The organism is Candidatus Neomicrothrix sp. (assembly GCF_035329545.1).
Classification (GTDB): domain Bacteria; phylum Actinomycetota; class Acidimicrobiia; order Acidimicrobiales; family Microtrichaceae; genus Microthrix; species Microthrix subdominans.
This window is the reverse complement of record NZ_DAOLGP010000008.1, coordinates 1-20,241: the sequence shown is the minus strand read 5'-3', so window position 1 is coordinate 20,241 and position 20,241 is coordinate 1. Positions and strand designations below refer to the sequence as shown.

General features: G+C 71.0%; 19 protein-coding genes and 1 tRNA gene. 3 read left to right on the top strand and 17 right to left on the bottom strand.

The annotated features are described in order from the left end of the window. Positions 1–24 precede the first annotated feature (24 nt). On the top strand, positions 25–1,065 hold the full coding sequence (locus tag PKD89_RS06505) for an alpha/beta hydrolase (RefSeq protein ID WP_289011220.1): 1,041 nt from the start codon (positions 25–27) through the stop codon (positions 1,063–1,065). 27 nt (positions 1,066–1,092) lie between these two features. Here PKD89_RS06505 and PKD89_RS06500 read toward each other — a convergent pair whose 3' ends face one another. Genes PKD89_RS06500 through rpiB form a run of 3 tightly spaced genes read right to left on the bottom strand, consistent with a single transcriptional unit; the run spans position 1,093 to position 4,087 of the window. Continuing rightward, positions 1,093–2,304 carry a glycosyltransferase family 4 protein gene (locus PKD89_RS06500; protein WP_287379661.1) on the bottom strand — a complete coding sequence of 404 codons (1,212 nt, stop codon included), beginning with the start codon at positions 2,302–2,304 and terminating at the stop codon, positions 1,093–1,095. 38 nt (positions 2,305–2,342) lie between these two features. Beyond that, the gene (gene glyA / locus PKD89_RS06495; RefSeq protein ID WP_287379662.1) at positions 2,343–3,596 is read right to left on the bottom strand and encodes a serine hydroxymethyltransferase; all 1,254 of its coding nucleotides are present in this window, start codon (positions 3,594–3,596) and stop codon (positions 2,343–2,345) included. Between the two features lie 53 nt (positions 3,597–3,649). After that, the gene (rpiB, locus tag PKD89_RS06490) at positions 3,650–4,087 is read right to left on the bottom strand and encodes a ribose 5-phosphate isomerase B (RefSeq protein WP_287379663.1); all 438 of its coding nucleotides are present in this window, start codon (positions 4,085–4,087) and stop codon (positions 3,650–3,652) included. 102 nt (positions 4,088–4,189) lie between these two features. On the opposite strand from rpiB, the gene PKD89_RS06485 reads away from it, so the two are divergent. Then, the gene (locus PKD89_RS06485) at positions 4,190–5,707 is read left to right on the top strand and encodes a hypothetical protein (RefSeq protein WP_289011221.1); all 1,518 of its coding nucleotides are present in this window, start codon (positions 4,190–4,192) and stop codon (positions 5,705–5,707) included. A 10-nt stretch (positions 5,708–5,717) separates the two neighbouring features. On the opposite strand, the gene PKD89_RS06480 is transcribed toward PKD89_RS06485, so the two are convergent. The 14 genes from PKD89_RS06480 to lysA form a co-directional block, all read right to left on the bottom strand. Continuing rightward, positions 5,718–6,347 carry a hypothetical protein gene (locus PKD89_RS06480; RefSeq protein ID WP_287379665.1) on the bottom strand — a complete coding sequence of 210 codons (630 nt, stop codon included), beginning with the start codon at positions 6,345–6,347 and terminating at the stop codon, positions 5,718–5,720. Between the two features lie 71 nt (positions 6,348–6,418). Then, positions 6,419–7,318: a metal-dependent hydrolase gene (locus PKD89_RS06475; protein ID WP_289011222.1), complete on the bottom strand. Its 900-nt coding sequence runs from the start codon at positions 7,316–7,318 to the stop codon at positions 6,419–6,421. A 63-nt stretch (positions 7,319–7,381) separates the two neighbouring features. Next, positions 7,382–7,804, bottom strand: a complete 423-nt coding sequence (locus tag PKD89_RS06470) for a cyclic nucleotide-binding domain-containing protein (protein ID WP_287379667.1) — start codon at positions 7,802–7,804, stop codon at positions 7,382–7,384. A 27-nt stretch (positions 7,805–7,831) separates the two neighbouring features. Next, the gene (locus PKD89_RS06465; RefSeq protein WP_289011223.1) at positions 7,832–8,563 is read right to left on the bottom strand and encodes an L-threonylcarbamoyladenylate synthase; all 732 of its coding nucleotides are present in this window, start codon (positions 8,561–8,563) and stop codon (positions 7,832–7,834) included. Beyond that, positions 8,560–9,498, bottom strand: a complete 939-nt coding sequence (prmC, locus tag PKD89_RS06460) for a peptide chain release factor N(5)-glutamine methyltransferase (protein ID WP_287391599.1) — start codon at positions 9,496–9,498, stop codon at positions 8,560–8,562. The genes PKD89_RS06465 and prmC overlap by 4 nt, the downstream gene beginning before the upstream one ends. Further along, positions 9,495–10,565, bottom strand: a complete 1,071-nt coding sequence (gene prfA / locus PKD89_RS06455; protein ID WP_287379670.1) for a peptide chain release factor 1 — start codon at positions 10,563–10,565, stop codon at positions 9,495–9,497. The genes prmC and prfA overlap by 4 nt, the downstream gene beginning before the upstream one ends. A gap of 9 nt (positions 10,566–10,574) precedes the next feature. Further along, complete coding sequence (locus tag PKD89_RS06450) at positions 10,575–11,726, bottom strand: hypothetical protein (RefSeq protein ID WP_289011224.1); 1,152 nt, start codon at positions 11,724–11,726, stop codon at positions 10,575–10,577. 17 nt (positions 11,727–11,743) lie between these two features. Next, positions 11,744–12,031 (bottom strand): type B 50S ribosomal protein L31, encoded by a 288-nt coding sequence (locus tag PKD89_RS06445; protein ID WP_287379672.1) that lies wholly within the window; start codon positions 12,029–12,031, stop codon positions 11,744–11,746. Positions 12,032–12,170: 139 nt separating this feature from the next. Then, positions 12,171–13,943: a transcription termination factor Rho gene (rho, locus tag PKD89_RS06440; RefSeq protein WP_287379673.1), complete on the bottom strand. Its 1,773-nt coding sequence runs from the start codon at positions 13,941–13,943 to the stop codon at positions 12,171–12,173. A 219-nt stretch (positions 13,944–14,162) separates the two neighbouring features. Next, positions 14,163–14,585, bottom strand: a complete 423-nt coding sequence (locus PKD89_RS06435; protein ID WP_287379674.1) for a hypothetical protein — start codon at positions 14,583–14,585, stop codon at positions 14,163–14,165. Continuing rightward, positions 14,582–15,805, bottom strand: a complete 1,224-nt coding sequence (gene apgM, locus PKD89_RS06430) for a 2,3-bisphosphoglycerate-independent phosphoglycerate mutase (RefSeq protein WP_289011225.1) — start codon at positions 15,803–15,805, stop codon at positions 14,582–14,584. Before apgM ends, PKD89_RS06435 begins: the two co-directional genes overlap by 4 nt. A 162-nt stretch (positions 15,806–15,967) precedes the next feature. After that, complete coding sequence (thrC, locus tag PKD89_RS06425; protein ID WP_289011226.1) at positions 15,968–17,356, bottom strand: threonine synthase; 1,389 nt, start codon at positions 17,354–17,356, stop codon at positions 15,968–15,970. 17 nt (positions 17,357–17,373) lie between these two features. Continuing rightward, entirely contained in the window at positions 17,374–18,690 is a 1,317-nt protein-coding gene (locus tag PKD89_RS06420; RefSeq protein ID WP_289011227.1) for a homoserine dehydrogenase, read from the bottom strand. A gap of 74 nt (positions 18,691–18,764) precedes the next feature. Then, the gene (gene lysA / locus PKD89_RS06415) at positions 18,765–20,066 is read right to left on the bottom strand and encodes a diaminopimelate decarboxylase (RefSeq protein ID WP_289011228.1); all 1,302 of its coding nucleotides are present in this window, start codon (positions 20,064–20,066) and stop codon (positions 18,765–18,767) included. Between the two features lie 102 nt (positions 20,067–20,168). Here lysA and PKD89_RS06410 point away from each other — a divergent pair. Continuing rightward, positions 20,169–20,240, top strand: a tRNA-Arg gene (locus tag PKD89_RS06410). Position 20,241 lies beyond the last annotated feature (1 nt).

The following is a 20,241-nucleotide window of genomic DNA, read 5'->3' as shown; positions in this document are numbered from 1 at the left end:
CAGCCGGTGGGCAAGACTGGATCGATGCGCTCCACCTCACGTCTGCACCCCGTCGCATCGATCGCCCGCTCGCTGCTCGGCGCCATCTCCGGGCGCAGCGACGAGATCGTCCGAGACGGCCGGCGCCTCGACCCCGAGGTGCAGGCGATGCTGAAGCTGTCCGACCGGGTTTCCCCGCTGGACAACCGCGACGTCGAATCCGCGCGGGCCGACATGGTCCGGGCGGCGATCCTCGGGCCGCGAGGACCGAAGAGCGTGCACTCCTGGGAGCGTGACCTGCCCGGTCCGGCGGGACCGCTGCGGGTGCGGTTCTACCGCGACGCCAACCTCGAGCCGAGCCCACCGGCGATCTGTTTCTTCCACGGCGGCGGGTGGGTGATCGGCGACCTCGACACCCATGACGGACCCTGCCGGGTGCTCGCCGCCCGCTCGGGCGCCGTCGTCATGTCGGTCGACTACCGCCTGGCCCCAGAGGCCCCCTACCCCGCCGCCGTCGAGGACTGCCTGGCCGCCTACGCATGGCTGTCCGAGCACGCGGTCGAACTGGGTGTCGACGCCGGAGCGATCGCCCTGATGGGCGACTCGGCGGGCGGCAACCTGGCGGCGCTGGTCGCCCTCGCCGCCCGCGACCAGGGCCTGCGGGCGCCGGCGCTGCAGGCGCTCATCTACCCGGCCACCGACTTCACGATGTCGCTGAACTCGATCGACACGTTCGCCGACGGGTTCCTCCTGACCAGGGAGTCCATGGAGTGGTTTCGGGGGACCTACCTGGCCGATTCCGGGCGCTGGCGGGATCCGGCCGCCTCGCCGCTGTACGCCGACCTGGCGGGGGTGGCGCCGGCGTTGGTGTTCACCGCCGGGTTCGATCCGCTGCGCGACGAGGGCCAGGCCTACGCCGCCCGTCTCGCCGACGCCGGGGTGCCGGTCATGTCGCGGTGCTTCGACGAGCTGATCCACGGCTTCTACAACGTGGCGATCACCCGGGCGAGCGTCGCCGCCTACGAGGAGGTCGACGACGCCGTCGGCCATGTGCTGCACCATGGCCTGGCTGTTTCGCCACGGTGAGCCAACCGCCACAGTGAACCAACCGCCTCAGGGCGCCAGCGCGTCGTCCGGTCGCCCGGCGTCGACATGGTGGGCGTCGTCGACCGTTGCGTCCCCCGATGGCGACTGAATCGCCGGCTCGGCGGGAACTTGCGGGCCGTTGCGGCGCCGTTCCCAACGCAGCGAGGCCGATGGCCCCAGCACGCTGAACAGCGCCAGCAGCAGGGCGGCCACGCCGATCGGCACGATCGCATCGCCCCGACCCGTGAACACCGGGATGAGCACAAAACCGGACAGCAAGGCGGTCCATCCCCACAGGATGAACACGGCCCGGCGGTGCCCATGGCCCAGGTCGACCAGGCGGTGATGGAGGTGCTTGCGGTCGGCGACCGACACCCCGCTCCGGCCCACGGTCCGGCGCACGATCGAGAACACGGTGTCGATGATCGGCACGCCGAGGATGAACAGCGGCACGAGCAACGGGGCGAAGAAGAACCAGGCCTGGCCGGAGAACGGGTCGTCGGAGTTGCCGCCGACCGAGATCGTGGCCGTGGCCATCGCCGCACCGAGGAACAGCGCCCCGCCGTCACCCATGATGATCCTGGCCGGATGCACGTTGTAGGGCAGAAACCCAAGGCACACACCGAGCACGATCACGGCGATCAGCGGGCCGACGTTGCCCGGGTCGAGCACGCCGTTGCGTGACAGTGCGAACGAATAGGCGAGGAACGCCGCAGCGGCGATGGCGGTGATGCCGGCGGCCAGCCCGTCCAGCCCGTCGATCAGGTTGATCGCGTTGGCCATGCCGACGACCCAGACGACGGTCAGCAGCGCGGACAGGTCAGGCGACAGCACCAGCAGATCGAAAAACGGCACCCGGAAGAACAGCAGGCTCAGGCCCGACAGCGACAGCACCGACCCGGCCAGCACCAGCCCGGCCACCTTGGCGGGCGCCGACAGCGTGCGGACGTCGTCGGTCAGCCCGGTGGCGAAGGCGACGGCGCAGCACAGTGCGGCACCGGCCATCTCGGTGCCCGACAGCGTCGACTCGAAGCGGCCGAGCAGCGTGGACACGCCGAGCGCCACCGCAAAACCGATGAACATCGCCAGCCCGCCGAGGGCCGGCATCGGGGCGGTGTGCACCGTCCGCTCGTTGGGCTCGTACACCAGCCCCACCCGCAGGCAGAACCGTCGCACGAGGGGCACGGTGGCGGCGGTCACCCCGAAGGCGACCGCCAGCACGACCAGGTAGGCGAGCACTCAGCTCACCCCGACGCGTCTCACCCGGGGACCCAGCGTCACCCAATAAGGCCCGGGTACACGGGAAAGCGGGCACACAGCGCGGCGGTGCGTTCGGCAACCTCGGCCTGGACGGCCTCGTCCTCGGGCGCCGACAGCACGGCGGCGATCAGCTCGGCGATCTCGGGCATCTCGTCGGTGCCCATCCCCTGGGTGGTGACCGCCGGGGTGCCGATGCGCACGCCGCTGGTGACGAACGGCGAACGGGGGTCGTCGGGCACGGTGTTCTTGTTCAGCGTGATGCCCGCCGCGTCGAGCGACGCCTGGGCCACCTTGCCGGTCAGCTCGGCGTCGAAGGGGCGCAGGTCGACCAGCAACAGGTGGTTGTCGGTGCCGCCCGACACCAGGCGGAAGCTCTGCTTGGCCAGCGCCTCGGCCAGCGCCTCGGCGTTGGCGACGATGGCGGCGCCATAGTCGGCGAAGGTGGGGTCGGCCGCCTCGCGGAAGGCTACCGCCTTGGCGGCGATCACGTGCTCGAGCGGCCCACCCTGAAGGCCGGGGAAGATCGCCTTGTCGATCGCCTTGGCGTACTCCTCGCGGCACAGGATGGTGCCGCCTCGGGGCCCCCGCAGCGTCTTGTGGGTGGTGAAGGTGACGATGTCGGCCACCGGGACCGGGTTGGGATGGACGCCCGCAGCGATCAGCCCGGCGATGTGGGCAGCGTCAAACATGAACAGCGCCCCGACCTCGTCGGCGATGTCGCGGAAGATCTGAGGATCGATCTGCCGGGGGTAGGCGGTGGCGCCGGCGACGATCATCTTGGGCCGGTGCTCGAGGGCAAGGTCGCGAACCGCGTCGTAGTCGATGCGCTCGTCGGAGGGCGTCAACCCGTACCCGACGAAGTTGTAGAACAACCCGGAGATGTTGACCGGGCTGCCGTGGGTGAGGTGGCCGCCGTGGTCCAGGCTCATGCCCAGCACGGTGTCCCCCGCCTGGAGCATCGCCAGGTACACCGCCACGTTGGCGTTGGCACCCGAGTGGGGCTGCACGTTGGCGTGCTCGGCGCCGAAGAGCGCGCACACCCGGTCGCGAGCCAGGTCCTCGATGTCGTCGACGATCGCGTTACCGCCGTAATAGCGCTTCTTCGGGTAACCCTCGGAGTACTTGTTGGTCAGCACCGTGCCGGTGGCCGCCATCACAGCCGGCGACGCAAAGTTCTCCGATGCGATCAGCTGCAGGCCGGTCTGCTGGCGATCGAGCTCGGCGGCCAGCAGCTGCTCGATCTCGGTATCTGGGCTTGAGGGCCATCCCACGTCGTGGTGCTCCTTGTTTGAAATGTACGAATGGTTCGAAACTGGGCGCGGCGTCAGCCGGGCAGCTCGTCGAGCTTGGCCACCCGGGCGCTGTGTCGTCCGCCCTGAAACTCGGCGGTCAGAAACGCCTCCAGGGCCTCGACGGCCACCTGGTGACCGACCAGGCGGGAGCCGATGCAGAACACGTTGGCGTCGTTGTGCTCACGGGCCAGACGGGCCGAGGTGACGTCGTGCACCGTGGCCGCACGAACGCCGGCGACCTTGTTGGCCGCGATGGCGATGCCGATGCCCGAGCCGCACACGCCGACGCCCAGTTCGGATTGCCCGGACGTGACGGCCCTGCCGATCGCCGCCCCGAAGTCCGGGTAGTCGCAACGCTCCTCGGAGTGGGTCCCGACGTCGTTCACCTCGTGGCCGAGGCCACGCAGCAGCTCGGCGAGGCCTTGCTTCAGTTCGAACCCGGCGTGATCGGCGCCAACGGCAATACGCATGGCTGCATCGTACGGGCACAACCGGGCCTGGGGCGAGCGCAGCAGCACGGGCGGTGACCACCCCGGTTGTGCCCGGCGGCGGCGCTGCGACACGCTACGGCGATGGCAGCGTTCCCCGTCCCGCCCGGGATCGACCCCCACACCCCGGTGCTCGTCGGCGTCGGCCAGCACGTGCAACGCACCGACGAGGGCGCGCCGGAGCTGTCGCCGGTGCAGCTGATGACCGAGTCGCTGCGCACCGCGCTGGCGGACACCGGCGCCGATTCACCGGGCTCGCTGGGCGCTTCGATCGCGTGGCTGGCCGCCGTGCCCGCCCTCACCTGGCGGTACGCCGATGCCGCCCGGCCGGTCGCCGATGCCCTCGGCGCCCGCTCGGCGACCACCGCCACCTGCGCGATGGGGGGCCACTCCCCCAACTATCTGCTCGGCGCCGCCGCCCGCGCAATCGCAGCCGGGCACCTCGACCTGGCTGCCGTCACCGGGGGTGAGGCCGGCCAGGCCCGCGTGGAGCATCGGCGGGCGGGTGTTCAACCCGACTGGGGCACCCAGCCGGGCGACCTGGCGCCCGACGAGGTCGTCGGCCCGGTCGAGATGGAGATGGCCCACCCGGCCGAAGTGGCCCACGCCCTGTACCTGCCCACCCAGATGTACCCACTGTTCGAGACCGCGCTGCGCGCCGCCGCCGGCCGCAGCATCGCCGACCACCAGGCTCACATCGGGCGGCTCTGGGCCGGTTACGCCGCCGTGGCGGCCGGCAACCCCAACGCCTGGGATCGCACCGCCTACAGCCCGGCCGAGATCGTCACCCCCGGCCCGGGCAACCGCTGGGTGGGGTGGCCCTATACCAAGCACCTCGTCTCCAACTCACAGGTCGACATGGGCGCCTCGGTCGTCGTCGCCTCCGCGGCGGCGGCCGCCGCCGCCGGGATCCCCACCGACCGTTGGGTGTTCATCCACGCCGGAACCGACGCCGTCGATCGGCTGGCCTCCGAGCGCTCCTCGTTCACCGGCTCACCCGCCATGAGGATCGCCGGGGGCAGGGCCCTCGACCTGGCCGGCGTGTCGGTCGACGAACTCGACTTCGTCGACCTGTACTCCTGTTTTCCGTCGGCGGTGCAGCTGGCCGCCGCCGAGCTGGGCATCGCCACCGACCGCTCGCTGACCACCTGGGGCGGTCTGTGCTTCGCCGGTGGGCCGTGGAACAACCCGGTGACCCACGCGCTGGCAGCGACGGTCGACGCCCTCCGGGAACACGGCAGGGGCACGGCGCTGGTAAGCGCCAACGGTGGCATCGTCCACAAGCACAGCTTCTGCGTGCTCGGATCCGAGCCTCCGCCACACGGCTTTCGCTGGGAGTCACCCCAGGCCGAGGTCGACGCTGCCGACATCGCCGTCCCGGTGGAGTTGACGCCGGGCGGAACGGCGACGATCGAGGCCTACACCGTGATGCACGACCGCACGAACCGGCCCGAGCGGGCCCACGCCGCCGTTCGCCTCAACGACGGGGCGAGGGCCTGGGCGCTCAGCGACGATGCCGACACGATGGCCGAGCTGATCGCCGCCGAGGGGGTCGGCCGCATCGTCCACGTCGATGATGGGCGGCTGCGCCTCGCCTCCTGAGCGGGGCGCGTCAGAGGATCTCGAACGAGTCGAGGAAGTCGGCATGGGCGTCGGCGTCGTCGACCTCGCCGACGGCGATCGCCTGGTACAACACCTGGCCGTCGACGACAAAGATGGCTTCCCCACGCCCCTCGGCCCCGCCCTGGGTGATCGAGAAGTCGAAGCGGCGGCCCGGCCGGCCGTCGACCTCGATGTCCTCGCTCTCGCCGAGTTCGGCGCCCTGCACGTTGGCGACCGCACCGTCGACCGCACCGTCGAGTACCTGATCGGCGTCGTCGTTCACCGGCGCGTCAGCGGGGTAGGTGATCGCTGCAGCGGTGTACTCGCTGGTTGCAGCGGAGGCGACCTGCAGCGGCACCTCGATCGTCTGACCGCCCGGAAGCTGAACGGGGGTGGGCTGGGCGGTCGGCTCGGAGGGGAACGTCACTGCGTAGTCGCCGTCGGGCGAGGTGAACTCGAATCCGTCGACACCCGAGGCCCTGGTGGTCGATTCGGTGTTGTCGGTATCGGCCTTCTCGTCGGAGTCGTTGCCGCACGACGCACCCAGCAGAGCGACGACCGCCACCAGCGAGGCCCCCGCTGCCATGCGACGGGAGCGGGACCGGGTTGGGCGATCGTTGTCAGGGGTGCGCTGGAACATGTGTCCTCCGTGTGGGTGGGGTGTCGGGGGCTCGTACCCGCTGGGACACGCCCGAAACCTTGATGCAGCGCTCAGGCGGCTCCGGCCAGCTTGGAGTTGAGGCTGCCCTCGTCGCCGAAAAGCTCGATGCGCCACCGTTCGACCAACTTGTCGGTGTCACGGTCGTTCGGGTGGAACCCGCGCCGGTCGTACTCCCGCAGTTGGCTCCACAGCGCCCGGTTGAGGATGGGCGAGGACCTCACACGCTTCCAACTGGCCCGCAGCTCACCGGGCCGGTAGGTGCGTTTGTCGCCCGCCACCGAGCCGAGCACGGCGAGCCCCATGAACAGAACGAAGCTGAACCTGGCGGCCTTCATCGTCCAGATGCGCATGCGTTCGGTGCCGCCGACCGCCCGATAGACGTCGAAGGCCACCGCCTTGTGCTCGGACTCCTCCAACGCATGCCATTCGAACAGCTCGCGCACCACCGGGTGACCCATCTGTTGGCGGGTCTCCTCACAGGTCAACACATGCTCGGCGAGCGTTGCGGTGAAGTGCTCCAGCGCAGCGGTGCCCGCCAGGTTCGACTTGGCCGAGGCCACCTTGTAGCGGGTGGCGAGCCCGCGCTTGGTGATGCGGTCGAAGATCCGGGTCGGGTAGCCCAGCTCGGCCAGGCGTTCGTTGAACGCCCGGTGCTCGCGCCCGTGGATCGATTCCTGACCGATGAAGCCGGCCACCTGACGCTTGAGTTCGGGATCCTCCAGCTGGGAGCGGACGTCGCGCACCGAACGGACGAAGAAGTCCTCGCCCTCGGGAAACACCGACGACAGTGCGGCGATGAGGTGCCCCGAGATCAGGTCGCCGTCCTGGGCGAAGTAGCGGGGAACCTCCTGGAGTGCCTCGTCGAAGGAGACGCGCCGGGTGGGCACCCGCCGGGGTTCCGCGCTCGACCGGCCTGGTCCATGGGTGTTGGCTGCACGGGTGGAGGACATACCCCCATACTAGACAAATTTGAGGCTTTCGGTCAATCTCTCAACTAACGCCTCGTGGCGCTCTTACCCGTCGTCGGTGCGAAGACGCTCGGTCAGCGTCATCATCACGCGCTCCTCGGCCTTGGGCATCTCGGTCAGCAGCTGTCGAAACTGCCGGGAGTTGAACCGCAGCAAACGCATGTCGCTGGTGGCGACGACCGACGCCGTGCGAGGACGGTGATCGATCAGCGCCATCTCCCCCACCATGTCGCCGGCGGACAGCACGGCAACCTCCTCGTCGCGTACCCGCACCGACGCCGTCCCCTCGACGATCACGTAGCAGTCGACGCCGGTATCGCCCTGATCGATGACGACCGCACCCGACCCGACGGTGAGCTCGCCGGACAGGCTGGCCACCCTCGCCAGCTCGTCGGAGGTGAACCCTTCAAAGAACGCGACGCTCGACAGGTAGTCGGCGCTTTCGGCGGGCTTCTTCCAAAAACTCATGTTCCCCTCCCGGAATCAGCCTGGAGGCTACTTCACGCTTCCCCGCCACAGGTCACCGATTGCCGCAGCACTGATCGGGCCGTTGCGCAGCACGCGCGGTCCGTCCGACCCGCTGCGCACGGCAACTCCGCTGCGCTCCGACCAGCCACCGGCCGCCGCCGGCACCTCGACCACCGTCGAGGCCGTGCCGTGAAGCGGCCCCCCGTCAACGACCAGCGACGCCTCGCTCAGCGCAGCCCACGCCTCGATCAGCGCCGACAGGGGCCCGAGGCGCACCAGCGGCTCCCCGCCGGCCGGGTTTGCCGACGTGACCGCCAGCGGGCCCACCGCCTCGGCCACACGGCGCACCAGCTCGTGATCCGGGCACCGGACACCGATCGTGCCCGAGGCGCTCACCACCGGCGCCGGAGCGCCGGTGGCTGCGGGCGCCACCAGGGTGAGCGGCCCGGGCCACAAGGCCGACGCCAGGCGGGTCAACGCCTCGCCGGGCCGGTCGAACAGCTCCAGCCCCTGGGCCGGGGAGGCGACGAGCACCGCCACCGGCTTGTCGGGGTCCCGCCCCTTGATGCGGGCCAGCGCCTCGACGCCGCCGATGCCGGAGGCGAGCACCGCCAGCCCGTACACCGTGTCGGTCGGGATCAGCACCGTTCCGCCGGCGACGAGCACCTCGGCGACGAGCGCCACCGCCGCCTCGAGATCGATATCGTCGCCACCCGACGGATCGGCGACCACGCTGATCACCCGGGCCGCCACGCTCATGTGGTCGACATCGCCCGGCGGGCGGCCAGGGTGCGGTCACGCCCGGCGAGATCGGGGTGGACGGCCACGTCGCCCAGGCCCACCTCCTGCGCCAGCGCGGCGGCCGCGACACCCTGGTCGTCGCCGATCTCGACGACGAGCGCGCCGCCCGGGCGCAGCCAGCGCGCCGCACCGGCGATGATCAACCGCAGGTCGTCCAACCCGTCCGTCCCGGCGCGCAGTGCCGCTGTCGGCTCCCAGTCCGCAACCGTCGGTGGCAGGGGCGCGTCGTCGGGCACGTAGGGCGGGTTGGACACGACCAGGTCGACCGAGCCCTCGAGCGTCGGATCGAGCGCCTCCCACCACGACCCCTCCGCCAGCCGCACCCGCTCGGCCCCCGCCCCCAGCCCGGCCAGGTTGGCCCGCGCCAGGGCCATGGCGTCGCTCGAGCGCTCGGTGGCGATCACCTGCACGCGCGACCGCTCAGCGACCAGCGACAGCGCAATCGCGCCGGTCCCCGTGCCCAGGTCGACGGCGAGCGGGGTGCGGCGTCCCGCGTCGATCGCACGGTCCAGCTCACCCAGCGCCACCTCGACCACCGCTTCGGTCTCCGGTCGGGGGATCAGCGCCCGGGCGTCGGTCGCCAGGTCGAGCTTGCGGAAGGCCCAACGCCCCAGCACGTACTGCAGCGGTTCGCCACCCACGCGGCGGGCAACCATCGCGTCCAGACGACCGACCTGACCGACCGTGACCGGACGGACCGCCTCCAGCGCCTGCTCGGCCGGATCGAGCCCGGTCGCCTCCTCGAGCAGCCACACCGCCTCGACCCGGGCGTTGTCAAGGCCGGCCGAGGTCAAGCGGGCCTGGGTCTCCGCCCGGAGCTCGGCAAGGGACATGGTCGGCCCCGCCGGCCCAGCGTCGGACGGCCCAGCGTTGGGCGGCTCGGTGTCGGTCACGTCTCGGAGGTGAGCAGGCGGGCCCGCTCCTCGGACAACAGGGGGTCGGACACCAAGTCGAGCTCACCGGCCAGCACCTTGTCGAGCGAGTACAGGGTGAGGCCGATGCGATGGTCGGTCACCCGGTTGTCCTTGTAGTTGTAGGTACGGATCTTCTCCGAGCGCCCGCCGCCGCCGCCCTGGGCCCGCTTGGCGCCGGCGGTCTCCGCGTCCTGTTCGGCCCGGCGCAGCGCCAACAGCCGGCTGCGCAACACCACCATGGCCCGCTCGCGGTTCTGGGTCTGGCTCTTCTCGTCCTGCATGGCGACGACCAGCCCGGTCGGCTCGTGGGTGATGCGCACCGCCGACTCGGTCTTGTTGACGTGCTGGCCGCCGGCGCCCGACGCCCGGTAGGTGTCCACCCGCAGCTCGGAGGGGTCGAGGTTGACCTCGACCGCGTCGGCCTCGACCAGCGCGGTGACCACCGCCGAGGAGGTGTGCACGCGGCCTTGGGCCTCGGTGACCGGTACCCGCTGCACCCGATGCGGTCCGGCCTCGAACTTCAGCCGGCTCCAGGCGTCCGGCCCGCTGATGCGCACCAGCGCGCCGGTCAGCCCGCCCAGGTCGGACGCGTCGGCGCTGATCACCTCGAAGCGCCAGCCGTGAGCGGCCGCCCACGTTCGGTACATGTCGAGCAGCTCCCGTGCGAACAGGTTGGCCTCCTCGCCCCCCTCGGCACCGCGCACCTCGAGCAGCACCGGCCGGCCGGCGTCGGGATCCTTGGGCATCAGCTGTGCCCGCAGGTCCTCCTCCGCCACCGTCACCGCCGCCTCGGCGTCCCGGGCCATCTCGGCCAGCTCCGGGTCGCCGCCGCCCTCGGCAATCAGCTCCCTCGCAGCGGCCAGCTCACCCTCGGCCTCCCGCCAGGCGTCGATCGAGGCGACGATGGGCTCCAGCTCGGAGTGGCGCTTGGCCAGCGAGATCTGGCGCTCCCGATCGTCGTACACCGCCGGATCGGCCAGGCGCATGCCCACGTCGCCGTACTCGCGCGTCAGGGCATCGAGGCGGGCGCTGCTGAGCTGTGACACCCGAACAGGTTACCGGTGCCCGGCGACGGGCTCCCACGGCGGCACGACCGCCACGATCTCGGGTTCGGTGAGCGCCAGCGCCGCCACCCGGCGCGTGCTGGGCACGATGTCGTTCGGTGGCAGGGCCAGCACCAGACGCGCCGACGCGTCGGTCTGGGCGGCCAGCTCGAGCGCTGCGGGCACCAGGTCGGTGTCGACACCGGTCGAGCACACGACGATCAACGCCCGGCCGTCGACGTCGTTCCCGACGGCCGCCGCCGGGGCCGACGCCCTCAGGCCGCGGCGCACCCACAGGCCGGGAAGGGCCGCCAGCTCGGCTGCGCCGATCACACCGGGATCGGCGATCAGGGACGTGCGAAGCCAGCGTTCGCGAGCCAGCCGGGCCATCGGGTGGGTGGCGTTGGCGTGGGCAGTGTTGCCCATCGTGCGGGCCAACCGCACCAGGTCGGCCGCCCGCTCCAGGGCGTCGCGACGGGACAGGTCGGACTGGGCGACCGCGGAGAGCTCCTGGTCGAAGCGGCCAACGCCGATCGCCAGGCTGGGCACGCCGTCGGTCACGGTGATGCGGGCCACCTCGAGCCCGGCCACCTCGCCGAGGATCATGCCCGGCTCGGCACAGGGCTCCAGCCCCACGTCGCGCAACAGTTCGACAAGCTCGTCGGCCTCGACCCCGGGCGCGGCGGGGACGTCCGGCGCCGGTGCGGCGGTCACCTCGACGACATCGGTGCCCTCGACGACCCACACCCGCACGTCGGGTCGAAACAGCCCACCGATCCGCGCCAGTTGGGCCCCGATGGTGCGGGCGTCGCCCCCGTCCAGACCGAAGCGGTCGTCGGCCGCGGGGGACGACCCGGCGAGACCCGGATCGTGGTCGACCGGGTGTTCGTCGACCGGCACGGTCGGGTCGAGCACCAGGTCCACACGGGCCAATGCCTGGGCGTTGTCAGCGCCGTCGAAGCGCTTGGCCGCCCAGGACAACGCAGGGCCCAGGCTGCGGCGGCTGGGCCGGCCGATCAGCACGGCTACCCGATCAGCGCTCGCCAGGGCCGCGCCGTCGGCCAGGCCCTCGCCTTGGTCGACGTCGACCGTCAGGCCGAGGTGTGCCCCGGCAATGGCCCGCAGCTTGGCGGCGCGCAGTGCGCCCAGGCGGTCGCCCGACACCTGCCCGGAGGAGGTGCCTACGACTTGGAGTCCTCGGCACCGGCTGCATCGCCGGAGCGGGCGCGGCGGCCGTAGCGACGCTCGAAGCGCTCGACGCGACCGGCGGTGTCGACGATCTTCATCTGGCCGGTGAAGAAGGGATGGGAGTACGAGGAGATCTCCACCTTCGCCAACGGGTAGTCCTTCCCGTCGGAGAACGTCACCGTCTCGGTGGTCGCAATCGTCGACTGGGTGATCCAACGCTCGCCCGAGGAGTTGTCGTGGAACACGACCTGGCGGTACTCGGGGTGAATGTCTGGGCGCATAGCGATGTCCTGAAGGGTTGAAGGGTGCTGTGGGTGGAGAAACCTGTGGGCGGGCAAACGATCGCCCGGAAGCCCAACAGCGCTCAGCGACGCTAGCGGGCCGGGCCGCCCTTTGCGACTCAGCGGCCGGTGCGCCCGCTCATCGGGGCACCGCTGCGAGCAGCGCCGCGTTGTCGGGGGTGGCCTCGATCGCCTCGACCAGCCACTCCAGCCCGGCGAGCGGCGAACCGCTCTCGTTGAGCGCGGTCAGGTGACGGCGAAGGGCCCGCACCTGCTCGGCGGTCGACTCCTCGACCAGCTCCGCCAGGTGGCGGGTGGCGGTCTCCTCCACCTCGAGGGCGGGGAAGACCTGCCAGTCGGCGGCCCGCCGGTTAAGGTGGACCTCCATGTTGGCGGTGCCGGCGAACTCGGCCCACACCAGGTCGTCGGCGGCGGTCGCCGCGTCCGAACGGAGGGTGGCCAGGATGGTCAGCGAGCCCGGCTCGTTCAGGCTGCGGGCCGCACCGAGAAAACGCTTGGGGGGAAAGAGGGCGGCCGAGTCGATGCCGCCGGGCAGCGTGCGCCCGCTGGGTTGGCCGACCGCCGAGTAGGCCCGCACCAGGCGCGTGATCCCGTCGAGCAGGATCACGACGTCGTTACCCAGCTCGACGAGCCGCTTGGCCCGCTCGAGCGTCAGCTCCACCACGTGGGTGTGCTCCTCGGGCGGTCGCTCGAAGCTGGAGGCGATCACCTCGCCCCGGGTCAGCTCGCCGAGACCGGTGATCTCCTCGGGCCGCTCGTCGATGAGCAGCATCATCACGTGGGCGTCGGGGGTGGCCGCTTCGATCGCCCGCGCCAGGCTGGCCAGCACGGTGGTTGCCCCCGAACGGGGCGGTGCCACGATCAGTCCCCGCTGCCCCAGGCCGATCGGGGCCAGCAGATCGATCGCCCGCGCGGTGGCGTCGTCGGAGTCGTCGCCCAACGTGAGGTCCACCCGCTGGTGGGGGTACACCGGGGTGAGGTCGTCAAAGCGCGGCCGCTGACGGGCCTGCTCCGGGTCGAGGTCCATCACCTTGTCGACCCGCAACAACGCCGGGTTTTTCTCTCGCCCGCCGGCCGGACGGTAGGCGCCGGTGACGTGGTCGCCCTTGCGAAGGCCGTTCTGGCGGACCATCTTGGCCGAGATGTAGACGTCCTCCCGGGAGGGCAGGTAGCCCTTGACCCGCAGAAAGCCGTAGCCCTCGTCGCGCAGGTCGAGGAACCCGGCCACCTCGACCGGCTCACCCTCCCACTGGGCGTCGTCCTCGTCGCGGTTGCGGCCACGCCGGCGCCCGCGACGGCGGCGGTTGCCGTCGTCGTCCTCGTCGTCCTCGGCCTGGGGTGCCCCGCCATCGGCCCGGTTACCGTTGACGTCGTCGGCGCCGTTCCCCTGCTCGACCCTGCCCTGACCGTCCCTGGGCTGGTCGTCCCTGCCCTGATCGACCTTGGGCTGCTCGACCTTGGGCTGCTCGCCCTTGGTCCGGCTGTCGCCGTTGGCCTGATCCTCGGCGTTGGGCCGACCACCGGCCGGTGCCCGGGCGCCCCGCCGCTGTGATGCGTTGCCGCCCGATCGGTCGTTGCCTCGTCCGCCGGCGGCCTGGCCCGCTTGGGAGCGGTCGTCCTCGTCGGCGCTCGCCTCGTCGCTGGAAGCTGCCGCCGTCGAAGCGGGTGCCTTCGACGGAGCGCCGTCGTCGGAGGCGTCGTCCTTCGTCGGGTCGGCCTCGACCGGTGGGGCCTCGTCGACACCGGCCAGCCGCAGGATCAGGTCGACGATGTCGGCCTTCTTGGCCCGAGCGGGCGGCTTGGTGCCGAGCGCCGTGGCGATCGTGACCAGCTGGGCGCGGTCCTTGCCTTCCAACTTGGAGCGTTCCAGGTCGATCGAATCGTCCGCCATGTGGGGGATCCTCTTCATCGGGCGTCGAGCCACTCAGGGCGATTCGACACAACGTTCGCCCTCGCCGGGCGTCGTTTTCGGGTGAATCTGGCCGATGATGGAAGCGGACGCCACGGTGAAGTCACCAGCCTCTTCCAAGGAAGCGGTCGTCGCTCATCTTCGGCTCGGTGCAACCATCGTAGCGAGCACCCCCACTGCGATCACAAGCCTGCCGACGGTTCAGGCGTCGTCGGGCTCCGGGGCCTGGTCATCCGCCTCGGGGTGCAGCGACACCCACGAGTTCTTGGGCTCCTCCGGGTCGAGGTAGACCCGGATCGGGCCGTCGTCGTCGCCCTCGCGGGCCTCCTGCACCACCGGCGGCCGAGTGCGCTCACGGCCGTAGACGATTTCCTCAAGGGCCATCCCGGCGTTGAGAAACGCCGCCGACACCGCACCCTTCCGGGCTCGGCTGGGCAGCGCCGGCGCCTCGTGGCTGTCGGCCTCGTCGTCGAAGGTCGGCATCCAGTCGTCGTCGAAGGGCTCATCATCGAGCGGGCCGTCCGCAAATGCCCCCTCGTCGAACGACCTGGCTCGCGACTCGTCGGTCGACAGGTCGGACAGGTCGTCCATCCCCCCGCCGGCGTGCTCCTCGGGGTCGCTCACGGCGCCACCGAAGCGGTCGCCGAGGCCCCGGCCGGATCGACGGGCTGCGGCTCGCGCTGCAGCAGCTCGGCCATGAGTCGATGGCCGGCGAGCACGGGCTCGTCGGCCACGCCGGGCTCGCTGTAGGTACCCCCGGCGCCGTCCTGGGCCGAGTCGACCAGCAGGTACGGCACCGGCTCGGTCGTGTGGGTCTTCAGCGCCACCGGCGTCGGATGGTCGGGCAACAGCAACATGCGCCACGGCCCGAGAGCGTCGAGACGCTCGACCAGGTCGGTGAGGATCCGACGGTCCCAGTTCTCGAGCGCCTCGACCTTGGCGGCGACATCGCCGGCGTGACCGGCCTCGTCGGTCGCCTCGACATGGATGACGAACAGGTCCTTGCCGGCCTCGAGCCCTGCCAGTGCCGCATCGCGCTTCGCCTCGTAGTCGGTGTCGTACCAGCCGGTGGCCCCCTCGACCTCGACGACCTCCATGCCCGACAGCACACCCAGGCCGCGCACGAGGTCGACGGCGGTCACCATGCCCGCCGAGACCCCCCACCGGCCGGCGAAGTCGTCGAGGGCGGGCTGGGTGCCCTGACCCCACAGCCACACATGGGTCGCAGCCAGTTCGGGAAACTCGGCCAGCACCTCGGCCGAGGTGTCCATGATTCGTCGAAGCTCGTCGGCTCCCGGACCGGTCGGCCACTGCAGCGCCTTACCGGACAGGTCGTGGGGCGGGATGCACTCGGCGTCCAACCAGTCGTCGGGGGCGACCATGATGTGGCGGTACTGCACGCCGGGCGTGAAGCCGAGGTGGCCATCGGTGTCGGGCACCGGCCCGCCGAGGCGCTCGTCGAGGGCGGCCATCGCCGCCGCCGCGATCTCGGAGTCTGGGTGACCGCCGGCGAAGTCGACCATCTCGGTGGCGTCGTCGTTCAACACGACCAGGTTGGCGCGGAACGCGATCTGTCCCTCGGGCAGCACCATGCCCAGCGCAGCGGCCTCGATCGGCGCGCGTCCGGTGTGAAACTGGCGTGGGTCGTAGCCCAACAGCGACATGTTGCCGACGTCGCTGCCCGGCGCCATGCCCTCGGGGATCACCGCCGCCTGCCCCACCGTTCCCCGGGCGGCGAGGCGGTCGAGGGTAGGGGTGTGCGCAGCCTCGAGCGGGGTCAGACCGCCCAGTTCGGGCACCGGGTGATCGCTACAGCCGTCGGGAACACACACCACGTACTTCATCTGTTCACACTCCCGCCACAGCTCGCGTCACGGCGCTGTCTCTCCAGTTCCATGTCACCGTTCACACTCCCGCCACAGCTCGCGTCACGGCGCTGTCTCGCCAGTTCCATGTCACCGTTCACACTCGCGTCGCGGTTCGATCCAACCAATCGCATCGGCCCATCATCGCCCATCGTCGGCGTGCGCACGCATCAGGTTCTGCACGTCGGCCAGATCGGCCGCCACCGCGTACGCGTGCTCGGGACGCTCCAGCAGGTCGGCAAGCGCCTCGGGCAACTCGGGGCGCACCCCGGTGGCCGCCTCGACCGCATCGGGAAACTTGGCCGGATGGGCGGTGGCCAGCGCGACGATCGGCACGCCGGGGACCCTGCGGGCCTCGGCCGCACGCAGACCGATGGCGCTGTGCGGTTCGACCATCAGCCCGCGTCGATGCCAGGCCGCCATTTCCTCGTCCACCTCGTCCTCGCTCACCCGCACGCCATCGAAGTAGTCGGTAATGGTCCCGTGCACCTCGGGGAGCACGCGGTATTCGCCGTCGGCGGCGAAGGCCGCCATCGTCGCAGCACACGCCCCACCGTCGCGGCTGGTCGCCTCAAAGAGCAGGCGCTCGAAGTTGGACGACACGCCGATGTCCATCGACGGGCTGGAGGTTGCAACCACGTCGGCCGCCACCATCGCCCCCCGGTCGAGGAAACGCACCAGGATGTCGTTGCGGTTGGAGGCGACGATCAGTCGTCCGACCGGCAGGCCCATCGCCTGGGCCGCCCACCCGGCGAACACGTTGCCGAAGTTGCCGGTCGGCACCGCAAAGCTCACCGGCGCGCCGTCGGGAGACACCGCCAGATGTGAGGTGACGTAGTAGACGATCTGGGCCATCACCCGCGCCCAGTTGATCGAGTTGACCGCACCCAGGTTCACCTCGGTGCGAAACGCCTCGTCGGCGAAGGCGGCCTTGACCAGGCGCTGGCAGTCGTCGAAATCGCCTTCGACCGCCACCGCATGCAGGCTGGGGTCGGCCAGCGTGGTCATCTGGCGGCGCTGCACCTCCGACACGCGCCCGTCGGGGAAGAGGATGAACACCTCCACCGCGTCGGAGTGGCGACAGCCCTCCATCGCCGCCGATCCGGTGTCCCCCGAGGTGGCACCGAGCACGGTCAGCCGCTCGCCGCGACGCCGCAGGGCCACGTCGAAGAGCCGGCCGACCAGCTGGAGCGCCACGTCCTTGAATGCCAGGGTCGGGCCCCAGAACAGCTCGGTCAGGTACAGCCCGTCGCCCAGGTTGCGCACCGGGCACACGTCGGGATGGTCGAACACCGCGTACGTGTCGGCGACGAGAGCGTCGAACTCGGCCCGCTCGAACTCCCCGGCGACGAACGGCCACATCACCTCGGCCGCCACCTCCGCATACGGGCGACCGCGCAGCCGGTCGAGGGGAGGCAGCTGCGGCCAGCGCTCGGGCAGGTACAGCCCGCCGTCGGGGGCCAGGCCGCCCAGTAACACGTCAAAGAAGCCCTGGGGTTCGGCGCCGCCCCGGGTCGAGACGTACCTCATCGGTTCCACCTCCCGGTTCACTCGGCCACCACGCGCAGTACCGAGGCCACCCGGGCGACCGTGTCGAGGCGCCGCAGATCGCTCAGGCAGGCCTGCACGTCGCGTTCGGTGGCGTCGTGGGTGATGAAGACGATGCGGGCGTCGTCGCCGAGACCCTCCTGTTCCATCGAGCGGATCGACACGCCGTGCGAGCCGAACACCGAGGCCACCTCAGCCAACACGCCGGGTCGGTCTCGCACCTCGACGTTGACGTAATACGGGCTGGACAGGTCGTCGACGCTGCGCAGCTGCGCCTTGGCCAGGTGCCCTACCGAGGCGTGGGTGCCCCGGGCCAGGTTGGCCGCAGCGTCGATCACGTCGCCGAGCACGGCGGACGCCGTCGGTCCTCCGCCGGCGCCCCGGCCGTAGAACATCAGGTTGCCCACCACGTCGCCCTCGACGAACACCGCGTTGTAGCTGTCGCGCACGCCGGACAGCGGGTGGTCGGCGCTCACCATCGCCGGATGCACCCGGGCGGCGATCGACCCGTCGTCGAACCGCTCGCAGATTGCCAACAGCTTGATCGTGTAGCCGAGGCGCCGGGCGAAGCTGATGTCGGCGGCGGAAACATCGGAGATGCCCTCGTGGGCGACGTCGCCCGCCACCACCCGGGCGCCGAAGGCGATCGAGGCGATGATGGCCGCCTTGGCGGCGGCGTCAAAGCCTTCGACGTCGGCGGTCGGGTCGCGCTCGGCGTAGCCCAGGCTCTGGGCGCTGGCCAGCGCGTCGGCGTAGCTCACGCCCTCGGTATCCATCTGCGAGAGGATGTAGTTGGTCGTGCCGTTGACGATGCCCATGATGCGGCTGATCGGCTCGCCGACCAGCGACTCGCGCAACGGCCGGATGAACGGGATGCCACCGGCGACCGCCGCCTCATAGAGCAGGTCCACACCCGCCGCCTCGGCGGCGTCGGCCAGCTCGCTACCCACGTTGGCCAACAGTTCCTTGTTGGCGGTGACCACCGGCTTGCCGGCCGCGAGCGCCGTAGCGATCAGTTCCCGAGCCGGCTCGATGCCCCCGATCAGCTCGACGACCAGGTCGACGTCATCGTCGCTCACAACCCCGGCGGCGTCGGTGGTGACGATCTCAGGGTCGAGGGCCACGCCGCGTTCCCTCGACATCGACCGGACCGCCACGCGGCCCACCCGCAGCCGGATGCCGGTGCGGGCCTCGATCGCGTCGCCGTGCTCGTCGATCAGCCCGATCAACGCCGCCCCGACGTTGCCGGCGCCCAGAACGCCCACGGTGATCTCGGTCGGACGGGCGGCGGTGGACTCGACTGCGATGGGGCTCACGGGCTGCCACGCTACCGGCCGAGGGCGCCGACGTCCGAAGCGGTTTGGCCAACGGCCTCACAGCCGGTGGGCGGTCAGCCCACGTCGGTGGCCAACAGGTCGTCCATCGTTTCCCGGCGCACGACCAGGCGCGCCTGGCCGTCGGCGACGAAGACGACCGGAGGGCGCAGCACTTTGTTGTAGTTGGAGCCCATCGAATGCCCGTAGGCGCCGGTGACCGGGGTGGCGATCACGTCGCCCACCGCCAGGTCGGCGGGCACCGCACCGTCGACGACCAGCTTGTCCCCCGACTCGCAGTGCTTGCCCACCAGGGTGACCGTGCGAGGCCGCTCCGCCGCCACCGCCCGGGGCAGGAAGGTCTCGTAGCCCGATCCGTACAGCACCGGCCTGGGGTTATCCGACATCCCGCCGTCGACCGCCACGTAGGTGCGCACGCCGGCGATCTCCTTGATCGTCCCCACCCGGTACAGGGTGATCGCTGCGGCTGCAGCGATCGACCGGCCGGGCTCGGCCGACACCGTGGCCCGGATGCCCGCCTCGTCGCACGCCCGGTGGATGCCGTTGGCCCACTGGGTGATCGTCGGCGCCTCTTCCCCGGCCACGTACGGCACACCCAACCCGCCGCCGACGACGAACTCGGGCAGGTCCCATTCACCGACGATCGGGCCGAGCATCGCCAGCGCATCGGCGAAGTTCTCCGCCGAGAACACCTGCGATCCGATGTGCACGTGGATGCCCATCAGCTCCATCGCCGGGCTGGCGGCGGCCCGGGCCAGCGCGCCCGCCGCATCGCCGGCGGCGAGCGGGAAACCGAACTTGGAGTCGGGCACCCCGGTGGCCACCTCGTCAAGGGTGTGCACCTCGATTCCGGGGTTGGTCCGGATCAGCACCGCAGGGGACGGGGCGCCGCCTGCGACCAGCGCCTCGATCCGGTCCAGTTCGTCGAAGCTGTCGACGACGATGCGACCCACCCCGTCGCGCATCGCCAGGTTCAGCTCCGCCTCGGACTTGTTGTTGCCGTGCATCACCAGCGACGCAGCCGGCACACCGGCGGCCCGGGCGACGTGGTACTCCCCGCCGGTGGCGACGTCGATCGTCATGCCCTCCTCGTGCACCAGCCGGGCCATCGCCCGACACAGAAACGCCTTGGATGCATACGCCACCCGGCCGTCGAACGCCGCCATCGCCTCGCGGCAGCGCTCCCGCAGGTGGGCCTCGTCGTAGACGAACAGCGGGGTGCCGAACTCCTCGGCCAGGTCGAGAACGTTGCACCCACCGATCAGCAGCGTCCCGTCCCCGTCGACCTCGGCGGTCCGTGGAAGCAGCTGGGGTGGCACCGGGCGGGAACGGTCGGTCGGCGACGGGTTCGATTGCACCCGGTCAGTTTGCCCGCCGGCCGGCGTCGACCCCGAAGTCGTTCCGACCATGGCCCATCCCTGAGCTACGATGCACCCGCTCGAAGCATGCTTTGAGACCCCGCTCCCGTAGCTCAGGGGATAGAGCATTGGCCTCCGGAGCCATGTGCGCAGGTTCGAATCCTGCCGGGAGCAC

What these genes read in the sequence shown, in the direction of transcription:
- PKD89_RS06505 (WP_289011220.1), top strand. Translation starts at nt 25, where the DNA reads ATGCGCTCCACCTCACGTCTGCACCCCGTCGCATCGATCGCCCGCTCG.
- rpiB (WP_287379663.1), bottom strand. Translation starts at nt 4,087, where the DNA reads ATGCGTATTGCCGTTGGCGCCGATCACGCCGGGTTCGAACTGAAGCAA.
- PKD89_RS06485 (WP_289011221.1), top strand. Translation starts at nt 4,190, where the DNA reads ATGGCAGCGTTCCCCGTCCCGCCCGGGATCGACCCCCACACCCCGGTG.
- PKD89_RS06480 (WP_287379665.1), bottom strand. Translation starts at nt 6,347, where the DNA reads ATGTTCCAGCGCACCCCTGACAACGATCGCCCAACCCGGTCCCGCTCC.
- PKD89_RS06475 (WP_289011222.1), bottom strand. Translation starts at nt 7,318, where the DNA reads ATGTCCTCCACCCGTGCAGCCAACACCCATGGACCAGGCCGGTCGAGC.
- PKD89_RS06470 (WP_287379667.1), bottom strand. Translation starts at nt 7,804, where the DNA reads ATGAGTTTTTGGAAGAAGCCCGCCGAAAGCGCCGACTACCTGTCGAGC.
- PKD89_RS06465 (WP_289011223.1), bottom strand. Translation starts at nt 8,563, where the DNA reads ATGAGCGTGGCGGCCCGGGTGATCAGCGTGGTCGCCGATCCGTCGGGT.
- PKD89_RS06445 (WP_287379672.1), bottom strand. Translation starts at nt 12,031, where the DNA reads ATGCGCCCAGACATTCACCCCGAGTACCGCCAGGTCGTGTTCCACGAC.
- rho (WP_287379673.1), bottom strand. Translation starts at nt 13,943, where the DNA reads ATGGCGGACGATTCGATCGACCTGGAACGCTCCAAGTTGGAAGGCAAG.
- apgM (WP_289011225.1), bottom strand. Translation starts at nt 15,805, where the DNA reads ATGAAGTACGTGGTGTGTGTTCCCGACGGCTGTAGCGATCACCCGGTG.
- thrC (WP_289011226.1), bottom strand. Translation starts at nt 17,356, where the DNA reads ATGAGGTACGTCTCGACCCGGGGCGGCGCCGAACCCCAGGGCTTCTTT.